At 67.4% G+C, this 25,264-nt stretch carries 25 protein-coding genes; 12 read left to right on the top strand and 13 right to left on the bottom strand.

The annotated features are described in order from the left end of the window. Positions 1 to 8 precede the first annotated feature (8 nt). The 4 genes from ACW9UR_RS07505 (at position 9) to ACW9UR_RS07490 (ending at position 4,225) form a co-directional block, all read left to right on the top strand. Positions 9 to 662, top strand: coding sequence for a CoA transferase subunit A (locus ACW9UR_RS07505; RefSeq protein ID WP_458916342.1), 654 nt, complete (start codon positions 9 to 11; stop codon positions 660 to 662). Continuing rightward, positions 659 to 1,288, top strand: coding sequence for a 3-oxoacid CoA-transferase subunit B (locus tag ACW9UR_RS07500; protein WP_458916341.1), 630 nt, complete (start codon positions 659 to 661; stop codon positions 1,286 to 1,288). Before ACW9UR_RS07505 ends, ACW9UR_RS07500 begins: the two co-directional genes overlap by 4 nt. Beyond that, the gene (locus ACW9UR_RS07495) at positions 1,285 to 1,662 is read left to right on the top strand and encodes a GFA family protein (RefSeq protein ID WP_458916340.1); all 378 of its coding nucleotides are present in this window, start codon (positions 1,285 to 1,287) and stop codon (positions 1,660 to 1,662) included. The genes ACW9UR_RS07500 and ACW9UR_RS07495 overlap by 4 nt, the downstream gene beginning before the upstream one ends. A gap of 205 nt (positions 1,663 to 1,867) precedes the next feature. Next, entirely contained in the window at positions 1,868 to 4,225 is a 2,358-nt protein-coding gene (locus tag ACW9UR_RS07490; protein ID WP_458916339.1) for a Tex family protein, read from the top strand. A gap of 15 nt (positions 4,226 to 4,240) precedes the next feature. Here ACW9UR_RS07490 and ACW9UR_RS07485 read toward each other — a convergent pair whose 3' ends face one another. The 12 genes from ACW9UR_RS07485 to ACW9UR_RS07430 form a co-directional block, all read right to left on the bottom strand. Continuing rightward, entirely contained in the window at positions 4,241 to 4,732 is a 492-nt protein-coding gene (locus tag ACW9UR_RS07485; protein WP_458916338.1) for an ion channel, read from the bottom strand. Positions 4,733 to 4,833: 101 nt separating this feature from the next. Next, positions 4,834 to 5,928 carry an ABC transporter ATP-binding protein gene (locus ACW9UR_RS07480; protein WP_458916337.1) on the bottom strand — a complete coding sequence of 365 codons (1,095 nt, stop codon included), beginning with the start codon at positions 5,926 to 5,928 and terminating at the stop codon, positions 4,834 to 4,836. Position 5,929: 1 nt separating this feature from the next. Next, complete coding sequence (locus tag ACW9UR_RS07475; protein WP_458916336.1) at positions 5,930 to 6,715, bottom strand: ABC transporter permease; 786 nt, start codon at positions 6,713 to 6,715, stop codon at positions 5,930 to 5,932. Then, the gene (locus tag ACW9UR_RS07470) at positions 6,712 to 7,710 is read right to left on the bottom strand and encodes an ABC transporter permease (protein WP_458916335.1); all 999 of its coding nucleotides are present in this window, start codon (positions 7,708 to 7,710) and stop codon (positions 6,712 to 6,714) included. Before ACW9UR_RS07470 ends, ACW9UR_RS07475 begins: the two co-directional genes overlap by 4 nt. Before the next feature lie 91 nt (positions 7,711 to 7,801). Continuing rightward, positions 7,802 to 8,908, bottom strand: a complete 1,107-nt coding sequence (locus ACW9UR_RS07465) for an ABC transporter substrate-binding protein (protein WP_458916334.1) — start codon at positions 8,906 to 8,908, stop codon at positions 7,802 to 7,804. Positions 8,909 to 8,979: 71 nt separating this feature from the next. Further along, on the bottom strand, positions 8,980 to 10,086 hold the full coding sequence (locus tag ACW9UR_RS07460; RefSeq protein ID WP_458916333.1) for an NAD/NADP octopine/nopaline dehydrogenase family protein: 1,107 nt from the start codon (positions 10,084 to 10,086) through the stop codon (positions 8,980 to 8,982). After that, complete coding sequence (locus ACW9UR_RS07455; protein WP_458916332.1) at positions 10,083 to 10,670, bottom strand: peroxidase-related enzyme; 588 nt, start codon at positions 10,668 to 10,670, stop codon at positions 10,083 to 10,085. The genes ACW9UR_RS07460 and ACW9UR_RS07455 overlap by 4 nt, the downstream gene beginning before the upstream one ends. After that, positions 10,670 to 11,158 (bottom strand): hypothetical protein, encoded by a 489-nt coding sequence (locus ACW9UR_RS07450; protein ID WP_458916331.1) that lies wholly within the window; start codon positions 11,156 to 11,158, stop codon positions 10,670 to 10,672. The genes ACW9UR_RS07455 and ACW9UR_RS07450 overlap by 1 nt, the downstream gene beginning before the upstream one ends. Then, positions 11,155 to 12,669, bottom strand: coding sequence for an NAD(P)-binding domain-containing protein (locus ACW9UR_RS07445; protein ID WP_458916330.1), 1,515 nt, complete (start codon positions 12,667 to 12,669; stop codon positions 11,155 to 11,157). The genes ACW9UR_RS07450 and ACW9UR_RS07445 overlap by 4 nt, the downstream gene beginning before the upstream one ends. Before the next feature lie 12 nt (positions 12,670 to 12,681). Continuing rightward, positions 12,682 to 14,022: an MFS transporter gene (locus ACW9UR_RS07440; RefSeq protein ID WP_458916329.1), complete on the bottom strand. Its 1,341-nt coding sequence runs from the start codon at positions 14,020 to 14,022 to the stop codon at positions 12,682 to 12,684. Beyond that, the gene (locus ACW9UR_RS07435; protein WP_458916328.1) at positions 14,019 to 15,479 is read right to left on the bottom strand and encodes an aminotransferase class V-fold PLP-dependent enzyme; all 1,461 of its coding nucleotides are present in this window, start codon (positions 15,477 to 15,479) and stop codon (positions 14,019 to 14,021) included. Before ACW9UR_RS07435 ends, ACW9UR_RS07440 begins: the two co-directional genes overlap by 4 nt. A 185-nt stretch (positions 15,480 to 15,664) precedes the next feature. Beyond that, positions 15,665 to 16,666 (bottom strand): LLM class oxidoreductase, encoded by a 1,002-nt coding sequence (locus ACW9UR_RS07430; RefSeq protein ID WP_458916327.1) that lies wholly within the window; start codon positions 16,664 to 16,666, stop codon positions 15,665 to 15,667. 66 nt (positions 16,667 to 16,732) lie between these two features. Between ACW9UR_RS07430 and ACW9UR_RS07425 the strand changes: the two genes are divergently transcribed. Further along, the gene (locus tag ACW9UR_RS07425) at positions 16,733 to 17,641 is read left to right on the top strand and encodes a LysR family transcriptional regulator (RefSeq protein WP_458916326.1); all 909 of its coding nucleotides are present in this window, start codon (positions 16,733 to 16,735) and stop codon (positions 17,639 to 17,641) included. Between the two features lie 10 nt (positions 17,642 to 17,651). Here the strand turns inward: ACW9UR_RS07425 and ACW9UR_RS07420 are convergent, their stop codons facing one another. Continuing rightward, positions 17,652 to 18,833 (bottom strand): GAK system CofD-like protein, encoded by a 1,182-nt coding sequence (locus ACW9UR_RS07420; RefSeq protein WP_458916325.1) that lies wholly within the window; start codon positions 18,831 to 18,833, stop codon positions 17,652 to 17,654. Positions 18,834 to 18,909: 76 nt separating this feature from the next. Here ACW9UR_RS07420 and ACW9UR_RS07415 point away from each other — a divergent pair, with 76 nt between their 5' ends. The 7 genes from ACW9UR_RS07415 to ACW9UR_RS07385 are packed head-to-tail and all read left to right on the top strand — an operon-like array spanning position 18,910 to position 25,221. Next, positions 18,910 to 19,362 carry an NUDIX domain-containing protein gene (locus ACW9UR_RS07415; protein ID WP_458916324.1) on the top strand — a complete coding sequence of 151 codons (453 nt, stop codon included), beginning with the start codon at positions 18,910 to 18,912 and terminating at the stop codon, positions 19,360 to 19,362. Beyond that, complete coding sequence (locus tag ACW9UR_RS07410; RefSeq protein WP_458916323.1) at positions 19,349 to 20,980, top strand: phosphotransferase; 1,632 nt, start codon at positions 19,349 to 19,351, stop codon at positions 20,978 to 20,980. Before ACW9UR_RS07415 ends, ACW9UR_RS07410 begins: the two co-directional genes overlap by 14 nt. Continuing rightward, a complete protein-coding gene (locus ACW9UR_RS07405; RefSeq protein WP_458916322.1) occupies positions 20,973 to 21,854 on the top strand; it encodes a GAK system ATP-grasp enzyme in 882 nt (293 codons plus the stop codon). The genes ACW9UR_RS07410 and ACW9UR_RS07405 overlap by 8 nt, the downstream gene beginning before the upstream one ends. Continuing rightward, a complete protein-coding gene (locus ACW9UR_RS07400) occupies positions 21,851 to 22,927 on the top strand; it encodes an HprK-related kinase B (protein ID WP_458916321.1) in 1,077 nt (358 codons plus the stop codon). Before ACW9UR_RS07405 ends, ACW9UR_RS07400 begins: the two co-directional genes overlap by 4 nt. Then, positions 22,920 to 23,603, top strand: a complete 684-nt coding sequence (locus tag ACW9UR_RS07395; protein WP_458916320.1) for a histidine phosphatase family protein — start codon at positions 22,920 to 22,922, stop codon at positions 23,601 to 23,603. The genes ACW9UR_RS07400 and ACW9UR_RS07395 overlap by 8 nt, the downstream gene beginning before the upstream one ends. Before the next feature lie 25 nt (positions 23,604 to 23,628). Beyond that, positions 23,629 to 24,933, top strand: coding sequence for a metallophosphoesterase family protein (locus tag ACW9UR_RS07390; RefSeq protein WP_458916319.1), 1,305 nt, complete (start codon positions 23,629 to 23,631; stop codon positions 24,931 to 24,933). Positions 24,934 to 24,948: 15 nt separating this feature from the next. After that, on the top strand, positions 24,949 to 25,221 hold the full coding sequence (locus ACW9UR_RS07385; protein ID WP_458916318.1) for an amphi-Trp domain-containing protein: 273 nt from the start codon (positions 24,949 to 24,951) through the stop codon (positions 25,219 to 25,221). Positions 25,222 to 25,264: the final 43 nt, after the last annotated feature.

Raw genomic sequence — 25,264 nt, 5'->3', positions numbered from 1 at the left:
GGCAGGGGATGAAACCGGCAATTCGCGCGACCGAGCTTGCGGCGCTTGTGCCCGACGGGGCGACGGTGATGATCGGCGGCTTTATGGGCGTCGGCTCGCCCGAACGGCTGATCGATGCGCTGGTGAGCTGCGGGCGGCGCGACCTGACGGTGATCGCCAACGATACCGCGCTGCCGGGGGTGGGGATAGGCAAGCTGATCACGGCCCGCGCGGTGCGGCGGCTGGTGGCCTCGCACATCGGGCTGAACCCCGAGACGCAGGCGCAGATGAACGCCGGAGAGCTGGAGGTCGAGCTGGTCCCCCAAGGCACGCTGGTCGAGCGGATCCGCGCGGCAGGCGTGGGCCTTGGCGGCGTGCTGACGCCCACGGGGCTCGGCACCACGGTCGAGGACGGCAAGCAGGTGGTCGAGGTCGAGGGCAAACGCTTCCTGCTGGAAACCCCGCTGCGCGCCGATATCGCGCTGATCGCCGCGCGCCGGGCGGACTACGTGGGCAATCTCGAGTATTTCCTGACCGCGCAGAACTTCAATCCGGTGATGGCGATGGCCGGCAAGCTGGTGATCGCCGAGCCCGAGCATATCGTACCGGTCGGGGTGATCCCGCCGGACGCGGTCCGCACGCCGGGCGCGCTGGTCGACCACATCCTGGGACGGGCCGCATGACCGACGTGAAGGACATCATCGCCGCCCGCGTCGCTGCTGAGATCCGTCCCGGTACCCTGGTGAACCTCGGCATCGGCCTGCCGAGCATCGTCGCCAACCACATCCCCGCCGATTTCGGCGTCTTCTTCCAAGCCGAGAATGGCGTGATCGGCATGGGCGCTCGCCCACCCGAGGGGATGGAGGACCCGGACCTGACCGACGCGGGCGGCGGGTTCATCACCGCCGTGCCGGGCGCCGCCGCCATCGACAGCGCCATGAGTTTCGGGCTGATCCGGGGCGGGCATATCGACGTCACCGTGCTGGGCGCGCTGGAGGTCGATGCCAAGGGCCTGCTGGCGAACTGGATGATTCCGGGCAAGATGATCCCCGGGATGGGCGGGGCGATGGACCTCGTGACCGGCGCGCGGCGTGTGATCGTCGCGACCACGCACACGAACAAGGGCCGGCCCAAGATTGTACAGGAAACCGCGCTGCCGCTGACCTCGACCCGGCCCGTGGACCTGATCGTGACCGAAATGGCGGTGATCCGCCCCACGCCCGAGGGGCTGGTGCTGGTCGAGGTCATGCCTGGCCACGACGCCGAGGCGGTGCGCGCCGCCACCGGTGCGCCGCTGCTGGGCCCATGAAGTCCGAACGCCATACCGGCGGCTGCCTCTGCGGCGAGGTCCGACTGGTGGCCGAAGGTGCGCCGGACCGGGTGACTGTCTGTCACTGCATGGATTGCCGAAAACACCACGGCGCAGTGTTCTACGCCGCGGCGATCTATCCCGCCGGTGCGGTCAGCGTCACCGGACGGACCCGATCCTGGGAGGGGCGGCATTTCTGCCCGCGCTGCGGCTCGTCCGTGTTCGCGGTCTCGGGCGGCGAGACCGAAGTGCATCTCGGCACGCTCGATGCGCCCGACCGGCTGGTGCCCAGCTACGAGACATGGGTGATCCGCCGCGAGTCCTGGCTGCCCGACTTCCCCGGATTGCAGCGCCACGAGCGCGACCGAACATAGCGTTTTCGGCCCTGCCGTGGGGCGTTAACGAAGTTTTCACACTCTTTTCACTTTACATATCATGGCCTTAAGGGGGTTTTCACGATGAAATCCCCGATTTTCACGCTGAAACCCGCTCTCGTGCCCACCCTCTTGCCGGGCCGCCCTTGGCCTTCGCCCCTCGGGGCGATATTCAGGTGCACCCGACCTTTGCAGGAGTGCCCCCTTGGACGCCACCGCCGACCGCATCGCCCGCAATATCGCCGAGACCATCGGCGCGCGCCCCAACCAGGTGACCGCCGCCGTGGACCTGCTGGACGGCGGCGCCACGGTGCCCTTCGTGGCCCGCTACCGCAAGGAAGCGACCGGCGGGCTGGATGACACCCAGCTGCGGACCCTGGCCGACCGGCTGTCCTATCTGCGCGAACTCGAGGCCCGGCGCGCGACGATCCTCCAGTCGATCAAGGATCAGGGCAAACTGACGGACGAGCTGGCGCGCTCGATCCATCAGGCGGACACCAAGTCGACGCTCGAAGACATCTACCTGCCCTACAAGCCCAAGCGCCGCACCAAGGCGATGATCGCCCGCGAGAACGGGCTGGAGCCTTTGCTGCGCGCAATCCAGGACGACCGCACGGCCGAACCCGAGGCGCTTGCCGGTGGCTATCTGAACGAGCAGGTCGAGACGGTGAAGGCCGCACTCGACGGCGCGCGGGACATCCTGGCCGAAGAACTAACCGAAAGCGCGGACCTGCTGGGCCGGCTGCGCGATTTCATGCGGGCCGAGGCGTTCATCACCGCACGCGTGATCGAGGGCAAGGAAGCGGCGGGGGCGAAATTCTCGGACTATTTCGATCATCGCGAAAAGTGGGCGGACATCCCCTCGCACCGGGCGCTGGCGATCCTGCGCGCCTCGAAGGAAGAGGTGGTGACGGTCGATATCGCCCCGGACCCCGAGACTGGAGTCGCCCGCGCCGAAGAGATCGTCGCCGCGCAGGTCGGCATCCGGGGCGACGGGCCCGGCGACCGCTGGCTGCGCACCGCTGCCGGCTGGACCTGGCGCGTCAAGCTGAGCCTGTCGATGTATGTCGACCTGATGGCCGAGCTGCGCAAGCGTGCCCACGAAGAGGCCATCGGCGTCTTCGCCCGCAACCTGAAAGACCTGCTGCTGGCCGCCCCGGCGGGGGCGCGGGCGACGCTGGGCCTCGATCCCGGCATTCGGACCGGGGTGAAGGCGGCGGTGGTCGATGCGACCGGCAAGCTGGTCGAGACCGCGACGCTTTATCCGTTCCAGCCGAAAAACGACCTGCGCGGCACCGAGGCCAAAGTGATCGAGCTGATCCGCCGTCACAACGTTGACCTGATCGCGATCGGCAACGGAACCGCCAGCCGCGAGACCGAGCGCATGGTCGCCGACATCCTGCGCCTGCTGCCCGAAGGCACGGCGAAGCCGACCAAGGTCGTGGTCTCCGAGGCGGGGGCCTCGGTCTACTCGGCCTCGGAACTGGCGGCGAAGGAGTTTCCGGATCTCGACGTCAGCCTGCGTGGCGCGGTCTCCATCGCGCGGCGACTACAGGACCCGCTGGCCGAGCTGGTGAAGATCGAGCCGAAGTCCATCGGCGTCGGCCAGTACCAGCATGACGTGGATCAACGCCGCCTGGGTCAGACCCTGGAAGCGGTGGTCGAGGACGCGGTGAACGCGGTGGGCGTGGACCTGAACACGGCCTCCGCCCCCCTGCTGGCGCATGTCTCGGGCCTTGGTCCGTCGCTGGCGCAGGCGATCGTGGATCACCGCGACGCGGTCGGGGCGTACCCCTCGCGCAAGGCCCTGCTGAAGGTCGCGGGGCTGGGGCCGCGTGCCTTCGAACAATGCGCGGGCTTCCTGCGGATCCGCGACGGGGCCGAGCCGCTGGACGCCTCGTCCGTGCACCCCGAGGCCTACGGGCTGGCGCAGCGGATCGTCGATGCCTGCGGGCGGGACATCCGCTCGATCATGGGCGACCAGAAGGCGCTGAAGGGCCTGCGCCCCGAGGATTTCGTGGACGAGACCTTCGGCCTGCCTACGGTCCACGACATCCTGACCGAGCTGGAAAAGCCGGGCCGCGACCCGCGCCCGAGCTTCAAGACCGCCAGTTTCGCCGACGGGGTCGAGGAGATCACCGACCTCAAGCCCGGCATGGTGCTGGAGGGGACCGTGACCAACGTGGCCGCCTTCGGCGCTTTCGTGGACATCGGCGTGCACCAGGACGGGCTGGTGCATATCAGCCAGCTTGCGGACCGTTTCGTGAAGGACCCGCACGAGGTGGTGAAGGCCGGCGACGTGGTGAAGGTCACCGTCACCGAGGTGGACATTCCCCGCAAGCGGATCGGCCTGACCATGCGCAAGGACGGCGGCGCCTCGGCGGCGCAGGACCGGCGCGAGGCTGGTCCTCGGGGGCGGCCAGGCAGCGGGCCGAAAGGCGGGTCCAAGGGTGGGCCCAAGGGCGGGCCGCGCGGCGGCAACGGCCGGGGCCCGAAGCCGAGCGGCGACAGTCAGGGCGCGCTGGGTGCGGCGTTGCGCGATGCGATGAACCGGCGCGGCTGACGGACCGGGGGCGGCTCAGGTGCGGTGTGCCGCACCGGACCGCCGCGCCCACGGATCGCGGTCCGCTTGTTCCTGCCGGTTGATGAGCCGAAACGCCCGCTGCCAGGCCGAGTAGATGTAGGTCGCCGACCAGGTCAGCACCATGAACCCGCCGAGCGACTGCATCAGCGCCACCAGCCGGATCGGTCCCTCGGCCTTGATGTCGGTATAGCCGAGCGTCGTGAACTGGATGCCCGAGAAATAGACCAGGTCGCTCCACGAACCGCTGTAGCTGCCGGACAGTCCGCCCAGCCAGTCGAAGGCGGGGTGCTCCAGCAGCAGGCGGTAGGCGGCGGCCCAGCCCAGGATCTCGAGCAGGTGGATCCCCAAGAGGCCCAGAAAGACGATTTGGATCGTACGGTTGGGCTGGTTACGGTCATAGCCGCTGACCCGCTCGAGCACGCGCAGGCTGAAATGATGTGCGAGGCCCATGACGGCCACGAGCCCCAGGCCGATGACGATGGCCATGCAATTCCCCTTTGCCGCTTCGGTCGCGGGATCAACGACCCGGGGCGCGGATCGGTTTCAAGGGGAGGGGCGGGGGCCGCGCGGTGCGGCCCTCTCCGATATCAGTGTGTCAGCACCGACAGGCTTTCGCTGTCCCAGCCGATCCAGACCGGGGCGTCGCCGACGCGCGAGGTGGTGTCGTGGTCGGTGAAGGCGCGCAGGCGGGCGTCGGGCATGTCCTCGACCTGAAGATCCACCGCCATGCGGCTGCCCAGGAAGGTTCGGCTGACGATCCGGCCGCGCACGGCGTTCGGCGTGTCGGGGCGGCCTTCGTGGAAGCTGAGCCGTTCCAGCCGCAGCGAGGCGGTGACGTCCTGGCCCTCGGTCGGCACGCCCGAGGGGGCCTGGCCGCGCAGCTCGATCCCGCGCCAGTCCATGACCACTTCGGAGCGGTCGCGGTCGATGCCACGCACGGTGCCGTCGATCAGGTTGGTCTCGCCGATGAACTCGGCGACGAAGCGGGTGGCGGGGCGGAAATAGAGGTCCTCGGGGGTGCCGTCCTGTTCCACACGGCCCGCGTTCATCACCACGATCCGGTCGGACATGGTCAGCGCCTCGTCCTGGTCGTGGGTGACGAAGAAGAAGGTCTTGTGGGTCTGGCGCTGGATCGCCTTCAGCTCGACCTGGACCTGCCCGCGCAGCTTGGCGTCGAGCGCGCCCAATGGCTCGTCCAGCAGCAGCAGCGCCGGGTCTGGGGCCAGTGCGCGGGCCAGCGCCACGCGCTGCCGTTGCCCGCCCGACAGCTGCGAGGCGTAGCGGTCCGCGTAAGGCTCCAGTTCCAGGAAGGACATGATTTCCTTCAGACGCCGGTTGATCGAGGCGCGGTCCATGCCCTTCAGCTCAAGTCCGAAGGCCATGTTCTGCGCGACCGTCATGTGCGGGAAGATCGCGTAGTCCTGGAACACCATGTTCACGTTGCGCTTGTTGGGCGGAAGCGTTGTCACATCCTGCCCTTCGAGCAGGATGCGCCCGGTATCGGATTTCTCGAACCCGCCCAGAAGGCGCAGGGTTGTCGACTTGCCGCAGCCCGACGGGCCGAGGAAGGTCACGAACTCGCCCGGCGCGATGCTCAGGTGCAGTTCGTGCAGCGCGGTAGTCTTGCCGAAGCGCTTCGAGATGCCGTCGAGGCGGACGATGGGGTCTTTGGTGTCGGCCATGTCAGTTTTCCTTGTTCATCCGCCGGCTGGACCGTTCGGCCCAGATGCCCAGCACCGCCGTGAGGATCAGAGCGATGGTCGAGATCGCGTTGATTTCCGGCGACATGCCCGAGCGCAGCTTGGAGAAGATCAGAACCGGTAGCGTCGGCTGGTAGCTGCCCAGGAAGAACGACCGCACGAAGTCGTCGAAGGACAGCAGCAGGCAGAACACCGAGGCGCCGATGATCGCGGGTTTCAGATAGGGCAGGGTGATCCGGATGAAGGTCACCAGCGGGTCGGCGCCCAGGTCGCGGGCCGCCTCGGCGAAGCTTTTGGGCTGTGTCGAGAGGCGCGCCATGACCACCAGCGTCACGAAGGGCACGTTGTGCACCGCGTGGGCCCAGATGATCGCGCCCATGCCGGGTTCGATCCCCAGTTGGCGGGCGTAGATCCGGAAGGCGATGGCCGAGATGATCCCCGGCACCAGCGCCGGCAGGATCATCAGCCCGTAGACCGCGCCGCGGCCCAGGAACTTGCGGCCCGTCAGCAGCACCGCCAGCCAGGTGCCCATGACCACCGAGATCGCGGTCGAGGCGATGGCGATGGCCAGCGAGTAGAAGAAGGTCGTGATGACCTCGGTATCCTCGAACACGCCCAGATACCATTCGAGCGTCCAGCTCTGGATCGGGAAGCCGATGAACTTCGAGTCCTTGAAGCCCATCACGATCATCAGCAGCAGCGGCACGAACAGGTAGACCACGAAGGCCCAGAAGACGATCGACAGCAGAACGCGGGAATTGCGGGTCATTTGCTGTCCCCCTTGCGCAGAGCCGAGATGATGCGGGTGAAGATCCCCGACAGTCCCAGGGCGGTGAAGAACATGATCACGGCGAAGGCCGCGCCCGTGGGCCACTCGTCGCCCGCGTTGTGGAAGAAGCCGGCGATGGTTTCGGCGAACACCGTGGTGTTCGGGCCGCCCAGCAGGACCGGCGTGCCGTAGTAGCCAATGGAGATCAGGAACACGAGCGTGCAGCCCGAGCCGATGCCTTCGAGCGACAGGGGCAGCGTGATCCGGCGGAACCGGGTCCAGGCGCCCGCCCCCAGGTCGGCGGCGGCCTCGGTGTAGTTGCGGGGCAGCTTTTCCAGCGAGGAGTAGAGCGGCAGCAGCATGTAGAGCGCCGTCAGGTAGATCAGGCCGACGCTGACCGAGAAGCCCGTGTACATGAACGGGATCGGCCATTCGATCAGGCCCAGCCATTGCAGCGCCAGGTTCACCGCGCCGTTGTTGCCCAGCAGGATCATGATCGCGTAGGTGCGGACGATCTCGCCGGTCCAGAACGGGATCAGCAGCAGCAGCAACAGCGAGAGTTGCCGGTCGCGCTTGACGTGGCGGGCCAGGAAATACGCCACCGGATAGGTGATGAGCAGCGTCACGAAGGTCAGCACCGCGCCGTAGATCAGCGTGCGGAAGAACGGCTGCATGAACAGCCCGTCATCGGCGGTGAAGCGGCGGTAGTTGTCGAAGGTCAGCGTGGCTTCCTCGCCCGGGGCAAGCGGGTAGGCGCTGAGCAGGCTGACGTTCAGCATCTGGAGCATCGGCCCGAGGTGCTGGGTCACGACCCAGACCAGCGGAAAGGCCGCCAGGATCAGGAACTGCCGCCGGGGGCTGGCGAAGATCGCCGAGACCAGCGCCTGGTAGGCGCCGTTGCCGGTGACGCGGCCCCAGAAGGTCGGTCGGCCCTGGATGTCGTCTTTGGCCGGGACGTCGCGTCCCGCCTTCGCCTGAGCGGCGTGGTCAGTCATGTGCGTGTCCTCTGCCGGACTGCGGAAATCCACCGGGGGGACGGCGGCCCGACATCAGCCGGGCCGCCGGGTGATTTCCCGGGTAGCGGGATCAGGCGGCCTTGATCGCCTCGACCGCCGGATCGACGAGGCCGTATTTCAGCTCGTTGGCCTCGGCGCGGAAGAAGCGCATGCCGGCCAGCTCTTCCTCGGTGAACGAGCTTGCCGCCTTCTGCGCCTCGGTCAGGTGCTGGTCCGCGCCCTTGAAGGTCGAGATGAAGCCCGAAGCCGCCGTCATCGCCGCGCCGATCTCGGGCGAGGCCAGAATCGCGTCGAGGAAGGTGTAGGCGTTGTCGGCATTGGGCGCGTTATTGGCCACGTTGTAGGTGTAGACGAAGCCGTAGCTGCCCTCTTTCGGGATGGTCATGCCGACCGGGAAGCCATCCGCCATCAGCGCCGCGATCGGTCCGTTCCAGGCGCAGGCCATGGTGATGTCCTGGTTGACGAACATCTGCTGCACCTCGGCGCCGCCGTCGTAGTACTTGCGGACCAGCGGCTTCTTCTCGATCAGGAAGTCGCGGGCCTGGGCGACGACCTCGGCCGCCTTGTCCGGGTCGTTCAGGTACTCGACCATGTTGCCGTCATGGCCCTGCATCAGCATGACGATCGACATCATGTCCTGCAGCACATAGGCGGTCTGCTTGGCATATTTGTCCGAGAAGAACGGCTCCCAGCTTTTCGTGTCTTCTTCCGGCACGCGCTCGGTGTTGTAGGCCAGCACTTCCATGCCGGACAGGATCGGTGCGCCCCACTTGTTGCCGTTGATGGTCGACCAGTCGCTTTCCGAGTAGACCGGGTTGATCGTGCCCCAGTTCGACAGCCGGTCGGTGTCGAGCGGCGCTAGCAATTCGCTGTCGATGAACTGCAGGAAGCGGTGACCGGCGACGGTCACGATGTCGGCGGTCGGGTTCGGCTGTTCGGCAGCCAGCAGGTTGAACTGCTTGCCCTGGTCGTCGACGAGGCGGATGTTGACCTTGATGCCGGTGTCGGCCTCGAACTGCTTCTTGAAGTCCTCTGGGACGAAGTCGGCATAGGTCCAGACGTTGACCTCGCCGCCCTGGGCACGGGCGGGCCGGATGTAGGTCGGGGCGGCCAGCGCACCGGCGGTGGCGGCCGCGGTGCCGATGAAGCGGCGGCGGTCGATGATCAGCTTGGACATGGTCGTTACTCCTTGTTGGTCGTCTTCGGGGGATCTTGTATTCCCGGCTCTTGCGGCCGGGTCCTGTCGATTCATGCCGCGGCCTTTTCCGGCAGTCTGCCGGTGCGGGCCGCATTGGCGAGGTCCTCGAGCGTATAGTCGCGCAGGTTCAGCGCTTCGAGAAGGGTGTTCTCGGCGGCGAAGTCGCGCCCGTACATGGCCGAGAAGATGTCGACGCCGGCCTGGTGCAGCACTGCGGGGCGGCCCGCCAGTTCACCCAGCACGACCGTCTGGCACAAGCCGTAGGGCACATCCTCGGTCACGTAGCGGCTGTCAGCGGTGGCCGGACCGGTGCCGCCGTTGCCTTCCTCGTGCATCTGCTGGTTCATGTCGGAGATCGAGGCGACGGGCACGTGGAAGGATTGGTGGAAGTGCTCGAAGATGGTTTTCACCTCGAGCCCCAGCGCCTTAGCGATCGCCAGCCGTTCCTCGTCGAGGCGCTCCAGCAGGCGGCCGACGTTGGGGGTGACGTTCTGGCCCTGGCTCCAGTCCTCGCCGCGCTCCATCCGGGTCATGTTGCCCAGGGCAATACCCATATGGTTCTGCGGGTTGAGGTTCGAGAGCGTGATCGCCAGCAGCCCGTCGCGGGGCACGAAGACCTCGCCGAAGAGCGCCGTGCAGGTGGTAAGCGCTTCGTTTTGCCGGTCCACGGGGACGGTGCACATGTCGACGCGGGCGCGCACGGTGTTGACCTTGACGAGGGTGCCCGAATGCCGCCGCCCGGTGGCTGCGGTGGTGCCCCAGGCGGTGATCGGCAGCGTCAGGCCGCGATCCGCCAGCAGCTTGCCCAGGTAGAGCGCGCCGAACGAGGCATGGGAGGAGATGACGACCTGCTGGCCCTCGCGCAGGTGGGGGGCAAGCGCCTCCATCACCGTCTTGTGGCCATAGCCGGGCAGAGCGATCAGGATGACGTCCGCGCCCTCGGCCAGTGCCTGAGCGCTATCGGCGACGGCGGGCGAAAAGCGGCCCTCGACCGCGCCGGCGGCTTCCAGCGCGCCCTCGCCGCCAAGCTCGGCCGTGCCCTTGCCAGAGGGCGACCAGAGCGTCGCCTTGTGGCCGTTGCGCTCGACCAGTACGGCGCTGGCCATGGCGATGGAGCCTGCGCCGGCGATGCCGACGCGGATCTGTTTGGTGCTCATGCGTCCACCTCGGTTCTGACGGGATCGCCCAGGACGTGCATCAGCCGGTTGGCCCAGCCGAAAAGGGATGCGGACAGGATCAGGTCGAGGATCTCGTCCTCGTCCAGCCCCGCGTCGCGCAGCGCCTGCATGTCTTCGGCATCGGCCTGCGAGGGGCAGTCGGAGAGTTTGCGGGCGAAGTCGAAGATCGCCCGGTCGCGCGGTTCGAGGTCGGCGTTCTCGCCCTTCTCGAACAGCTTGTCGGTCAGTTCGGTGCTTTTCTCCATTTGCGCGTGGCGGGCGGCGTGGACGGCGGCGCAATAGATGCAGCGGTTGACCATCGAGGCGGCCAGCGCGCCGATCTCGCGCCCGGCGCGGCCCAGCCCGCCCTTGTCGTACATGATCGCGTTGAAGAGCGGCGAGCGCACCTTCAGCGACTCGACGTCATGGGCCAGCGTCAACACGTAGTCGGAGACCTTGGTGTTCGAGGGCGTGACCTGAAGCGCTTCCAGCTGCGCCTCGGTTGCCTCTTCGAGGTTCACGGGGGTCACGCGCGGCTGCCAGTGGGGCACGTTGCGGGTGAACTTGTGCACGACCTTCGCCATCATACCGCTCCCGTCATCAGTTTCAGCCCGGCGATCAGTCGCAGTTGATAGGCGAGAAAGGCGTTCAGCTCGCACAGGCGCACGATGTCGGCATCGCTGACGCCCGCCGTCTGAAGGACCGAGATATCCTCGGCCGCGATGTCGCGGGGCTTGGCGGCGACCTTGTCCATGAAGATGGCGACATGCGACAGGCCGAGCGCTTCGCCTGTTTCGGCCGGGTCGGTGAGCGCGGCGTAGTCGTTGCCCTGCATCCGCGCGGCGTAGCGATCGGCGACGTCGGGGGCGGCGTTCAGCCGGGCGATGCGGACGGCCAGCGCGGCGCGCAGGTCGTGTGGCCAGGCACCGGGGTCGGCGGGGGCCAGCACCGCGTCCTCGGCGGTCTGGGTCATTTCCATCACGTTCGCCCGCAGGGTCACCGCGCCCGAGGCGGGGCCGCCTTCGGCCGCGCCGCCCGCCGCGACGGCGGTTGTCGTCCAGATGTCGCTCACGCCACCTTGCCTTTCTTCTCGTCTTCCGACGGCAGTTCCGTCGGCGTCCATTCCTCTCCGGTCAGCTCGGGGGTCGCATAATCCTGCATCCCCTGCCAGTGCTGATCGACGTCCTCGGCGTAGAGCTTCGCCGCGATCTCGCGCGCTAGCCACGCCGCCCCGTCCGATACGCCGGGAATGTCGCCGCTGACCTTGCCCAGGCTCGCCGTCGCGCCGTAGTTGAAGCAGTAGACGTTCGCCAGCCAGGGGGCCTGTCCCGGCACCTTCTCGCGGAAGGTGAAGTCGGGGTTGAGATAGGGGAACCGGCCCAGATCGGCGTCGGCCTCGTCCGCGGCGGGCGTGTAGACGTCCTGCCAGAGCTGGATCATCTCGGCCGCCTCGCCGAATTCGACGCGCTGCTTGGGGTCGGTGACGAAGCCGGTGCCAAGGATCAGAAAATCCGCGAGGTAGCTGGTGCCGTCGGCGAAGTGGATGCGGACGCCGGTGCCTTCCTCGGTCACGCGAGTGGTGGCCTTGCCGAAGTGGAAATGCGCGTTCGGGTGCCGGCTGACCCGCAGGGTCGAGCCGTGCGGCGGCGGGGTCTGGGTGGCGAAGCTGTAGTGCATGAAGCGCCAGCGCCATTCGTCCGAGAGTTCCGCGTAGCCGCAGGTGAAGCCGAAGCTGCCGATGCCCATCATCTTGTTGATCGTCGGCATCTCGGGGCGACGGATCAGGTGGCGCACTTCCGCCGCGCCATGTTCAAGCGCCTCGGCTGCATTGTCCACGGCAGAGGCGCCGACACCGATCACCGCGACCTTCTTGCCTTTGAGTCCGTCGAAGTCGATGTCGTCCGCGCTGTGCGCCCAGAGGTGCCGGGGCAGGCCCTGCATGAAGCCGGGGATGTTCGGGCGGCCGGTGCCGTCGCGGCCCGTCGCCATGACCAGCTTGCGGGTCAGGATCGTGCCTTGTGCCGCGCCCGAGACCGTCAGGCGCAGAATGTCGCCCTGCGGCTCGACCCGGTCGACCGAGACGCCGTTCTCGATCGGCACGTTCAGCGCATCGCGGTACCAGCGCAGGTAGTCCATCCACATTGGGCGGGGGATCTTGTCGAGCTTCTCCCAGGCCTCGGCGCCGAACTGGGCGCGGTACCAGGCCTGGAAGGTCAGCGGGCCGAGGCCGAAGGCGGGACCGGTCAGCTGCTTGGGCGAGCGCAGCGTCTCCATCCGGGCGTAGTTCAGCCAGGGGCCCTCGAGCCCAGTGGGAGAGCGGTCCAGCACGCGGATGCGGTGCAGCCCCCCGGTGCGCAGGCCGAGCCAGGCGACGAGGCCGCACATGCCGCCGCCGATGATGACGACATCCTCGACCTGCTGGCCGTCCACCTCGCGGGCGGGCACCCAGTCCTTGCCGGGATAGCAGAGGAACTTGAGATCCTCGTGAAGGCGGGCTTCCAGCGCCGGAAGGCCCTTGCCGTCGATCAGGGGAGAGGTGCTGTCCGTCATGGCGTGATGGTGGTCCTTTTCATGCGTCTTCATGCGTCGGGGGGCTCAGGCGTCTTGCGCCGTGGCGCGGCCCGGCCAGACGCGGTGCAGGTCGTCGATCACGAAGGCATGGACATGCCGCCGCGCGCCGCCGCTTGCCGGATGGGCGCGCAGATGTGGGTGATCGGGGGGAAGGTCGGGGTGGCTGTGGGTCTGCTCGGCCGGGTCGTCGGCAGGCCACGCGCGCAGGGCGAAGGTGGCGACGGCCGCGGAGAGAAGGCTGAGCACCGCCATCGCCGCGCCGGGGTCCATCGCTGCACCCAGCCAGCCGGCCAGCGGGTAGGCGACCAGCCAGCCCGCGTGCGACAGCGAGAACTGCGCCGCGAAGATCGCCGGGCGATCCTCGCTCGCTGCGGAGCGGACGAGCACCAGCCCGCCGGGCGTCAGCAACATCGACGAGGCTGCGCCGAAGCCCGCCCAAAGCAACGCCAGCGCGGGAAGTGGCAACGGCGCGAGTAGTAGCAGGCCGAGCGCGGCGAAGAGGTAGGCGCCGCCAGCCATCACGTTGCGGGTGGACCCCTTCTTTAGAAGCTTCGGCACGATCAGCGCGGCGATGGCGGCCCCGCCGCCGTAGCAGCTCATCAGCAGGGTGTAGTAGCGCTCGGGCGCGCCCAGGTGCAGGCCGGCGTAGACGACCGTGTTCACGATCACCCAGGCCATCGCCAGCGACAGGGCGAAGTTCAGCAGGAACAGCCCGCGCAGCCGGGGCGTGCGGAAATAGATCGTCATGCCCTTCGAGGCGCGCTTCAGGAACGGTGCCTTGCGCACCGCCTGGGCGGCCGGCATCGCCGTCGCAGCCAGCGCCAGCATCGAGCCGAGGAAGGCCAGCGCCGCCAGGAAGAACAGCGCGTTTGTCGGGATCAGCGTCAGTGCGAGCGCGGCGATCATCGGGCTGAGGATCGCCTCCAACGTATAGGCCACGCGCGAGTAGCCCAGCGCGCTGGTATAGGTCTCTTCCTCTGGCAGCATCTCGGGCAGGGTGGCCTGGAAGAGCGGTGTGAACCCCGATGAGGCGGCGAAGAACAGGAAGACCAGCAGGCCGATCTGCCACGGGGCGGTTGCCAGCCCCATCAGCCCGACCATCGCCAGCCTCACGACGTCGATGGCGACCAGCGTCGCGCGGCGCGGCAGCGGCGCCAGCAGCGTCTCGGCTACCGGGGCGATGAGCACATAGGCGATCATCTTGATCGCCAGCAGCCCGCCGAAGATCCACCCCCCTGCCGCGACGCCGCCGAACGAGAAGGCGCTCAGCGACAGCGACACCGTCATCAGCCCGATGCCCAGCAGGGACAGGACCTGCGCGGCATAGAAGGTGCGGAAGGCTGGGTGACGGAAGGGCGAGCTCACTCGGCGATCATCTCCGGTACAGGGGTGCGGGGCGCAAAACGTGCGGTCGTCATATCTACATAGTAATCGGATAGATAGTTTGCGGCATGGTGCGCAAGATCGTCCACCTGTGAAATCACGAAATCCGCCTTCTCATCGCTCATCAGGGCCGAGAGGTTCAACCGGACCCATCCGGGCTTTTCGGTTTCCTCGCCCTTTGCGAGAGCGGCGAAGGTCGCGTCCGAGGCTGCGCGGTCGAGCCCCAGCAGCCGGTGCGCGTAGCTGCCGGCGCAGGCGCAGCCGCCGCGCGCCTGAATGCCGTGCAGGTCCGACAGCAGACGGGTGAAGAACTGGTGGTGGATGTAGCCGTCCTTGCCGTCGCGGACCCGGAACGAGAAGATGGGCAGGGCCGGGGCTTCGGGGCAGCCGAGCACTTCCAGCCTTGGGTTGCGCGACCAGACGGTCAACGCGCGGGCGCGCAACTCGGCCAGCCGGGCGTCGAGCCGGTCCTGACCGATCGCGTCCTTGGCCAGCATCACCAGCGCCGCGCGGATGTCGCCGACGACATTGGGCGTGCCGCCTTCCTCGCGGTGGGCCAGGCTTTCGGAGTAAGTGTGGCCCCAGGGCGAGACGAAGCTGACGGTGCCGCCGCCCGGGAGGGTGGGCGTGGCGCGGCGGGCGATGGCGTCGCGGATCACCGTCACGCCCGAGGCGCCAGGGCCGCCGGGGAACTTGTGGCCCGAGAACACGATGGCGTCCTTCTGTGCGTCGGTGCCCTTATCCATGTCCATTGCGATATAGGGTGCGCCGCAGGCGTAGTCCCAGATCGCCAGCGCGCCGTGCGCCTTCAGAAGCCGCGTGACCGCGCGCGTATCGGTCAGGATCCCGGTGACGTTCGAGGCTGCCGAGAAGGCCCCGACGACCAATGCAGCGCCGCTGGCCGCTTCGAGCGCGTCGCGCAGAGCGTCCATGTCCGGGCCGCCGGTTGCGGCCTCGGGGATCTCGACAACCTCGGCACCGGATTCGCGCCAGGGCAGCAGGTTGGAATGATGCTCGTAGGGGCCGACCAGGATCACCGCGCGCTGGCCGGAAGCGATGACGCCCGGAATGTCCAGCAGGCCTACGATGCGGTTCAGCCCGTTGGTCGCCCCCGAGCCGGTGAAGATCGTGCTGTAGCCCTCGCCCGCGCCGACCAGCCGGGCGATGGCAGCGCGGCCTTCCTCGCGCAGACGGGTGCTGAACGCTCCGCAATAGGAGGCTTCGGTGTGGCTGTTGGCATAGTACGGCAGGACGCGGTCACGCATGAAGTCCTCGACCTGCGCCAGCGCCCGGCCCGAGGCGACATAGTCCGCGTAGACCAGTGGCTTCGGTCCGTAGGGACCGTCCATCACCGCGCTCTCGCCAATCAGGCCGGCGCGCAGGGTCGCGACCGGGTCGGGACCAGCCAGGCTGCGGGAAAATTCGGCGAGCAGGGACATCAATCCTCCGGGGGGCAATCCTTGAACGATCCGGTGAGGATGACCTGGGCTGGGGCAAATGACTTCCCCGAATATTGCGCTGCGGGGTGAAAAGTTTCAGTCTTTGAGCGGCAAAAACGCCAACCAGTGGGTCAAATCGTGCATTCAGTGGAGAGTCATGCAGGATCTGACCCGAATCCGGTTGGTCAGGCGAACCGGGGCAGGATCTCTTCCGCCAGCCGTTCCAGTGTCTCGTCAACATCTCCGCTTGCGAAGCGCAGGTTGAGAGCAACGTGGTTCACGCCGGTCTGCTGCACCGCCTCGAGATACTGGCCGAGCGCCTTCACGCCCGAGCGGAAACCCAGGTGGATCGGCGTCGGGGGCGCGTCGGCCTCGGGCGCAAGGTCGATATAGAGCGGCTGGAGCACCGGTTTGGGCGGCTCTCCGGCGGCGGCGACGCGGGCCTGCCAGTCAGCGATGACCTGAGCCTGCACTTGCAGTGGGCGCGGATAGGTCATCCAGCCGTCGGCGTTGCGGGCGGCCCATTCGGGGTCCTGAAGGCTGCTGCCGGTGACCAGCAGGGGCAGGCGGCTGCCGGTGGGCTTGGGTAGCATGTCGAGACTGCCATCAAGCTGGCCGAAGCCGTTGCCGAAGCGCGGGCGGGTCTCGGCCATGCGGCGGATATAGTCGAAGCTGTCGCGGAAGCGGGTTCCGCGATCCTCGAAAGGCAGGTTGGTGGCGGGGTACTCCTCGGGGCGGTCGCCGGAAGCGACGCCAAGGATCAGGCGACCGTCCGACAGGACGTCGGCGCTGGCGGCGGCCTTGGCGACGTGGGCCGGGTGGCGCAGCGGCAGCACGATGCTGGCGACCCCCAGTGCGATGCGCGAGGTCTGCCCGGCAAGATAGCCGAGATAGGTGAACGGATCGAACAGTTGCCCTGCATCGCCGAAGCTGGGCACGTCGAAAGGCACGTCCCGCAGCCAGACGGCCGAGAAGCCAAGCGCCTCGGCGCGCCGCACCCTGCGGAGGTGATCGGACATCTGCGGCACGGCGCTGCCGGGGTAGGCCTCGATCGGGACTACGAACCCAACGCTCAGGCGGTTCGGGCGGAACACTGTGTTGAAGCCGCGGTTCAGCGGCGCGAATGTCTTGTCGGCTGTCTGGAGCATAACGGCTTCACGGGTGTTGTTGCGGTTCAGTGCGGACATATCCCTTGCGGATGCGGGAAAAATCGGCAGAAAATCGGGAAGAAAATTCGGGATACGGATATAATCATGGACACGGAGAGCCTGCGCCTTTTCGTCCTTGCTGCCGAGAAGCTGAACATCAGCGCCGCCGGGCGGACGCTGGGCATGGCGCCGGCGGTGGCAAGCGGACGGCTGGCCAAGCTGGAGCAGACCGTGGGTGCCGAGCTTCTGCACCGCACCACGCGCAAGGTCGGGCTGTCGCTGGAAGGGGCCGAGTTCCTGCCCTATGCGCGCGAGATCCTGGCGCAGGAGGATGCCGCGATTGCCGCGCTGGGCCAGGGGGAGGCCGTGCCAACGGGCAACCTGCGCTTCGCCGCACCCAGCAGTTTCGCGCAGCTTTACATCATGCCGCTGCTGCCGGAGTTCCACGAACGTTATCCCGGCATGACGCTGGACCTGCGGCTGTCGGACACCCGTTTCGACCTGATTGAGGGGAGCTTCGACTTGGCGCTGCGCAGCGGCCCGCTGGAAGACAGCAGCCTAAAGGGGCGCAAGCTGGCGGACGATGCGCGTGTCCTGTGCGCCTCGAAGGCGTACCTTGCGGCCCACGGTGCGCCCGAACGGCCCGAGGATCTGGACGGCCACCAACTGATCGCCTGGGCGGAGCGGACCCCGCGCGAGATGATCGACGCCGAGGGCGCGACATGGACGCTGGATCCGGGGAAGATGCGCTGCGTGACAATCGTTGACGACGGCGCCTCGCAGCGGATCGCGACGCTCGCGGGGGCGGGGATCTCGATCAACTCGCTGTGGAACGTCGAGCGGGAACTGGCCTCGGGAGAGCTGGTCCGGGTGCTGCCCGGCCATCAGGTGAACGATCGTTCAGTTCTTTGGCTGGTCTATCCGCGCTCGAACGTGATGACGGCGAAGACGCGGGTATTCATGGACTTCCTGATCGAAAAGGTGGGCCGCCGTCCCGGTTGGTCCGGGGCCTAGCCGCAGGCGCTCAGTCGAGCGAAACGAGGATCTGCGCCACGGCGGCGGGGTCGTACTTTGGCGCTTCTGCCGCGCGAAGGGGCAGGCGGTGGCAGGGGATCCCGTGGCGCTTGATGACGCGGGCGCAGTCGGCATCGGACCAGGCGTCGTCGCAAAGCACATGGGTCACGAAATCCGCCGCGGCGGTCTCTTCGCCCGCGTCGGCGCGCAGTGGTGTCACCAGCGCCTCGATCTGGTCGGAAAGGTCGTGGCCGAGTGCTTCAGGGTCGGTGCCGAGGCTGGGCAGGTAGACCTTGGGCACCCTGCGTTTTGCGACTGCCTTGCCAACCCCGGCGGGCAGCAGGTTGGCGATGACGCTGGAATAGAGGCTGCCCGGCGGATAGCAGATCACGTCCGCCTGCTCGATCAGTTTGCGGTTTCGCTTCGGCAGGGGCGCGTCCGAGGGTTTCAACTCGTGCTTGCCGTCGCTCATGAAGCAGCGCGTGATCGGGCTGTCGATGGGCGGTGCCTCCTTGCCGCTGATCAGGCGCTGGCTGACGATCTGCCGCCCGTCGGCAAGATCGACGCCGAGGTGCAGGTTCTCGTCCACCACGGCCCGCACGGTGCCGCGCACATCGACCATCTTCGACATCAGGAACAGCACCGGCTCCAAGGCGCGGCCGTGGCTGAGGTAGCCGCCCGCAAGGATCAGGTTGCCGATGCTGGCGTTGCGGTACTCGAAATCCTCGGGGACCTCATCGGCGAAACTGCCCAGAAGCGACTGGATCAGCTGGCGCATCGGCTTGGCGATGGCGTCGATCAGCGGGTGCTTTCCGGCGATCATCCTCGCGACCTGGTCACGCAGCTCGTCGTTGGGCGCGTCCTTGGGCAGCCGGTGGCTGAAGAGCGCGTAGACGTCGGGCTGGCCCAGCACCGTCTCGTCCGCCAGCGCCATCAGCCGGCTGCGTAGGTCCCCCACGGCGGGCATGTCGAAGGCCTGCCGCAGGATCTGCGAGCTGCCGCCGCTGTCGAAGGGCGTGATCAGGTGCATCGAGTTGAACGTGTAGCGCTTCAGCTGCCGCGAGATGCCATTAAGCGCGCTACCGCCACTGAAAAACAGGATGCGCGGGCCGAGGTGCGGGGTGCTTTGTGCGCGGCTCACCCGCAGGTCGTCGGGCAGGCGCAATTCGCGCTCGATCCGTATCTTGGTCATGGCAGGTCCGGTCCGGGTCGGGCGAAAAATGCGATTCTGTTTTTGAACTTACACAATTCCCGGCGCATAAGGCGCCATGGTTTCCGACGCCTTCATACGCCCCGCCGTCCGCGCTGTCATCCGCAAGGGGCCGCTGGTCCTGGTCCAGGTCAAGAAGAAGGCCGGGAAGCGCTACCTGACCCTGCCCGGCGGCCGGCAGGAAGTCGGCGAGACGATGCAGGAATGCCTGCTGCGCGAGTGCTTCGAGGAAATCGGCATCGAGCCCGATATCCACGATGTGCTGCACGTCGCCGACGTCTGGCGCACCGACCCCGCAAAGCCCCGCTTTCTGACCGAGACGCTGTTCGCCTGCACGGTCCCTGAAAGCTACAAGCCGAGCCTTGGGGCCAAGCCCGACAAGCGGCAGGTCGCGACGATCTGGACCGATCCGGCCGAGACCGGACGACAGTTCTTTCCGCGCTATGACCGTGCGCTCACGCTGGCCGAGGCGCCGATCCATCTGGGAAAGCTGATCAGTGCCACTCCCTGACGCCGTCGAAGAGAACATGTCCTTCCTGCTGGTCGAACTCGACGGCCAGCTGACGCGGCTGCGCGATTACTTCAGGGCACCCGAGAGCGAGACCGCGCTGCGGCTGGTGCAGCGGGCGGGCTATGCGCACAACCTGTCGGGCCGGGTCCGCAAGGCCTGCCTTGCCGGTATGATGCGCGGCAGGAAGGGCGAGGACCGGCAGCTGCAGTTGCAGGGCGTGGACACGATCGCGCGCAACCTCGACCTCATCTCGCGGCTGTCGCGACGGGCAGTGGAGCATGCCGAACGGGTCGAGCGGCGCAAGCTGCTGCGGGCGGACGCCTACGTCGCGCCGGTCAAGATGGTGCGCGGCTCGGTCGCCGGCATCTCCGAGGCGCTCCAGACCGGCAACAGCAAGCTGGCGGTGCAGATCGGCCAGTCGAGCGCCGAGCTGGAGGTTTTCCACGACCGTCTGTTTCGCACCTACACCCGCGACATGCAGGGCACCCGGCACACCGAGGACCTTGCCTACGGCCTGCTGGCGCTGAACGAAATACACCGCATGGGCGAAGCGCTTCGGGCGATCAGCGAGGCGATCCTGTCGATCAACATCGGCCAGTCGGTGCAATTCGAGCGCTATTTCACCTTGCGCAGCGTGCTGGCCGGGGTCGGCCGCGACGAGGACATCAAGCTGCAGCCGCTGGCCGAGACCCGCTCGGGCAGCGCGATTTCGTCGGTCAGCATGAGCAACCGCAAGGGCGAGACGGTCTCGGCGGTGTTCAAGGACGGCGACCGGCGCAAGGTGAAAGAAGAGCGGGTCGGGGTGAAAAGCTGGAACTCGGTCTATCCCGGCCTCGCCCCCGAGATCCTGTCTTACGAAAAACGTGGCGCCTCGGCGGCGTTGCTGATCGAGCATCTCGACGGCGAGGTGTTCGAGGACATCGTTCTGGGCGGCAGCGATGCGGCCCTGGCGGCGGCGCAGAAGGCCCTGCACAAGACCGTGCGGGACATCTGGCGGCAGACGCGCACGGACGAGCCCGCCGAGATGCGCGCGATGGAGCAGCTGTCGAAGCGGATCAAGGACGTCTACCGGCTGCACCCGCGCTTCGATCACGGGCCGCGGACGGTGAACGGGGTGGCCGTGCAAGCCTTTGACGCGCTTGTGGGCGCCGCCGCGAGGCGCGAGGAGAAACTGGCCGCGCCGTTTTCGGTCTACATCCACGGCGATTTCAACCTCGACAACGTGATCTACGATGCTGGGGCGAAGAAGATCCGGTTCATCGACCTGCACCGCTCGCGCTACATGGATTACGTGCAGGACGTGTCGGTGTTCATGGTCTCGAACTACCGTTTGCAGGTGCTCGACGCGGGCACTCGGGCGCGGATCGCACAGGTCGCTATCGACATGCACGACACGGCCGCCAAGTTTGCCCGCCGCGAGAAGGATCCGACCTTCGAGTACCGGCTGGCGCTGGGCTTGGCGCGCAGCTTTGCCAGTTCCACACGGTTCGTGGTCGACGAGAAACACGCGCGCCGCATGATGCTGCGGGCCCGCTATATCCTGGAAACCGCGCTTGCCGTGCCCAAGGGCAAGGAGCCGCGGTTCAGACTGCCCATAAGGATGCTGTTCAGTGACTGAGAGGATCGGGGTCATCGGCACCCCAGGAAAATGGTCGACCGAAGCGCTGGCCGAAGCGTTCGCCGCGCGCACCGGTTATCGGCAGGTCATCGATATGAGCCGCGTGACGCTGGACCTCGAGGCGGGGACGCTGCTGTGCGACGGCGTGGACCTTGCGGCGCTTGACGGGCTGGTGCTGAAGAAGGTGGCCGAGGACTACAGCCCCGACGCACTTGACCGGTTGGAGATGCTGCGCGTTGCCGAGGCGCGCGGCGTGCGGATCTTCAGCTCTGCCGATCGGGTGCTGCGCCTGATGGACCGGCTGGCCTGCACGGTCACGCTGTCGACCGCCGGCGTGCCGATGCCGCCGACCACGATCACCGAGGATGTTTCCGCCGCCCGCGATGCGTTGGCGCGCTACGGCTCGGCGGTATTCAAGCCGCTGTTCTCGACCAAGGCGCGGGGCATGGTGCTGCTGGACCGCGACGCACCCGATGCCGAGGCGCAGATCGCCGCGTTCAAGGCGGCGAACCCGGTGATGTACATCCAGAAGAAGGCCGATCTGTCCGGCCATGATCTGGGCATGGTGTTCCTGAACGGTGAGTATATCTGCACCTACGCGCGGGTCAGCCAGACGGATAGTTGGAACACCACGATCCACTCGGGCGGCAGATACGCCCCGTTCGAGCCTGACGCCGCGCTGATCGAGCTGGGCCGCAAGGCACAGGCCCCGTTCGGGCTGACCTTCACCACGGTCGATATTGCGCTGACGCCAGATGGGCCGATCGTGTTCGAGGTTTCGGCCTTCGGCGGTTACTCGGGTGCGCAGAAGGGCTGCGGCATCGATGCCGCAGCGCTGGTGGCCGAGCATGTTCTGGCAGAGGTGTCGGCATGAGGTGTGCGGGGGATGTGCTTGCCCGGTTGGACCTCACCCCCGCCGAGGCGGCGGAGCCGTTTCACCTGTCGGTCGGGCATGTCGGCGTCTCGGTGCTTTGTCCCGGCACGCTGCGGGCGGAACTCGTCGCCTATTTCGCGGACGCGCTCAGCGATACGCCCGGCGGGATCACCGTGCGGCTGCTGCCGGGACAGACGTTGACCCCCGAGCCGGAGTGGACCGACTGGCTGCGCGAGGGCGGCAAGAGCGGGCGCAAGGACGCCATTCGCGATCTCGACGACGCCCGGCTGGTGCGCAAGGTCCGCAGCGGGGTGACGTTCCTGCAGGCCCCTGAAGCGGCGATCGCCTGGGGTCCGCTCGAGGCGAACGTCAGCACGGTCATTAACTTCATCAACACGCAGATCCTGAACGCATGCCTGCGCGAAGGCTGGCAGTTGTGCCATGCGGCGGCGGTAACCGGAAACGGGCGGGGGCTGGCGATTTCCGGGCTTTCGGGGGGCGGCAAGTCGACCTCGATCCTGCGGATGATGGACGTCGACGGTGTGTCCTTTGTCTCGAACGACCGTGTCCTTGTGCAGGCCGGTGCGCCGCCGCGGATGCTGGGTATTCCGAAGCATCCGCGCATCAACCCCGGTACGATCCTCGGCAATCCGCGCCTACAGGATATGCTGGCGCCTGCGCGCCGCGCGGAACTTCTGGCGATGCCTGCCGACGCGCTTTGGTCGCTTGAAGAGAAGCACGACCTGCTGATCCCCGAGGTCTATGGCCCCGGCCGTGTTCACTATGCCGCCGCGCTGACCGATTTCTGGGTTCTGAACTGGAGCCATGACAGCGACGCGCCGACTTCCGTGACCGAGGTCGCATTGGACGCGCGTCCGGACCTGCTGTCGGCAATCATGAAAAGCCCGGGGCCTTTCTATCAGCGCCCCGACGGCAGCTTCGAGCCCAACGGAAACGCGCCCGATCCCGCGCCATACCTGCAGGCGCTGGCGGCGGTGCGTGTCTGCGAGGTTTCGGGCCGGATCGACTTCGACGCGCTCGCGGCAGAGGGGCGGCGGATCTTCGATGGCTGAGGCCCATGTCGCGCTGTTGCGCCACGGCGATTACCACCAGCGGGCTGGCGTGCCCTCGGCCCGGCAGCCGTTTGCCCTGACGTCGAAGGGCATCGCGCAGGCGCGGGCCGGGGCCGAGGCATTGGCCCGGATGATCGACGAGCGCGGGCTGCGTCTTGCGCCGTTCATCCACAGCTCGCGGCAGTTGCGCGCCTGGCAGACGGCCGCCGAGATCGCGGACCGGCTGACGGCGCTTGGGCATTCGGTTCAGCGTATCGCCGAGACATCCGATCTGGCCGAGCGGGGCCTTGGCAGTGCCGCCAATCTGACCGTCGCCGAGATCGAGGCCGTGCTGCGCGACGATCCCCGCTACGACGTCCCGCCCGCAGGGTGGAAGGCGGACAGCGACTACCGCCTTCCGCTGGAAGGCGCGGAGAGCCTGATGGAGGCCGGGGCACGTGTTGCGCGGCACTTGCAGGCCACCGCCGAGCCGGGCCTACTGACCGTGCATGTCGGCCACGGCGCGTCTTTCCGTCACGCCAGCCATCATCTGGGCCTGCTGAGCCGTGACGATATCGCCCGCTACTCCATGTACCATGCCGAACCGTTACTGTTCTGTCATGGACCCCATGATAGATGGCTGCACTTGGCCGGCGACTGGAAGGTGAGGGCCCCGAAGGAGGATCCGATCGACTGAGCCGGCCCCAGCGAAAGGCCGCGTCTTGGATCACGCCTACCATCGCCACGGCTCTGCTGCCGATCTTCTGCCGCCGGTGTTCGACGCGGACGCCTGCCTGCCCGATCTGCCGCGCGAGATCGAGCCCTGGCCCGGCGCCGGGACGCATCCGCAGATCTCGGAATGTCTCGACCGAGCCCGCCGCCACGGCGGTTGGCGCTGGCCCGAGCGCCCGACGATCTTCGTCAGCGACCCTCATGCAGATGCCGAAGGCTTCCTGCGCTCGCTGATCGCCGCCGGAGTGATCCGCCGCGATGGCGCGCGGATAACGCTGACCGGTTTCGGGCGACAGGCACGGATCATCCTGGGTGGCGACAGCCTCGACAAAGGTCCGAGCAACCTCGCGCTGCTTGATGCGCTGGGCGCGGTGCGGGCGACAGGGGCGGATCTGCACATCCTTGCGGGTAACCACGACTTGCGGATGCGGATGGCGATTGCCGCGTTGCGCGGTCCGCGCTCGGCGCTGAACGAGCATCTGTTCGCGCGCATGGGGCGCAAGATCCTGCCCGCCCTGCGTGAGGTCTACGAGCGGTTCGTCACCGCCGAGGACATGGCCGACCTGCCGGACGACGCCGCCTGCCGCGACCGGCTGTTGCCGCGCCGCGACTGGCCCAGCCGCTTCGCTGCCGCCGCAGGGGCGGACCTGCGCCCGGCGGTGATCGCCAGGGAAGTTCGCAAGCTGGAGGAAAAGCTCGAGAAGTTCGACCGGGAGTGCGTCCGATCGGGCCTGAACCACCGGCAGATCCTGGCCGCCGCGTTGAAATGCCACGAGGTCTTCTTCGAGTCCGGCGGCGCCTATGCCTGGTTCTACGACGGGATGGACGTGGTCAGCCGGAGTGGCTCGATCCTCTTCGTTCACGCGGGTCTGTGCGACGCGATGTGCGCGTTGCTGGCAACCGGCGGCCCCGAGGCGGTCAATGCCCGCTACCGCGCGGAAGGTGCGCGGGCCTCGCTTGGGTTCTACTTCGGCCCGCTCGCGAACCTTGTGCGGACCAAGTACCGCGCCTCGGACGGCGATCTGACGGAAGCCGGTGTCACCGCGCTGCACCGGGCGGGGATCCACATGGTCGTGCAGGGGCACGTGAACAACCACGAGGGCCAGCGGCTGCGCGCAAAATGCGGCCTTTTGCACCTAGAAGGCGACGTGACGCTGGACCGCGCCTCGCGCCGGCTGGAGGGCCTCGACGGGATCGGCGCCGGTGCGACCTTGATCTTGCCGAGCGGAGATGTGATCGGTCTGAGCCGGGACTATCCGCGGGCCAAGCATTTCGCCCCGGATCGCATGAGCTGAGACGAAAGGCACCGCATGGCCGGTTCGAACGGGCGCTTCAAGCACGAGTCGCTTCAGGACGCGAAATCCATCAAGACCCTTCTGACGGCGCTGGCCAAGGGGTTCTCGAAGGGCGAGCTGACGCTGGGCGACGACGATGACGAACTGGTGCTGAAGACCGGCGGACTGATGACCGTACGCATCAAGGGGGGACGCGAGGACGGCCAGTCCGAAGTCAGCCTGCGCGTCACTTGGTCGGATCCGGCGCACCCGGCACCGAGGAAAGGCACCCCCCGTATCGAGAGTTGATCCGGCGTTCCGGGCCGGAAGATCAGCTAGGGACACTGGCCAC

It is taken from the genome of Halovulum sp. GXIMD14794, from assembly GCF_054457455.1.
The sequence above is the reverse complement of the archived record's forward strand: the minus strand, read 5'-3'. Positions and strand labels throughout refer to the sequence as shown.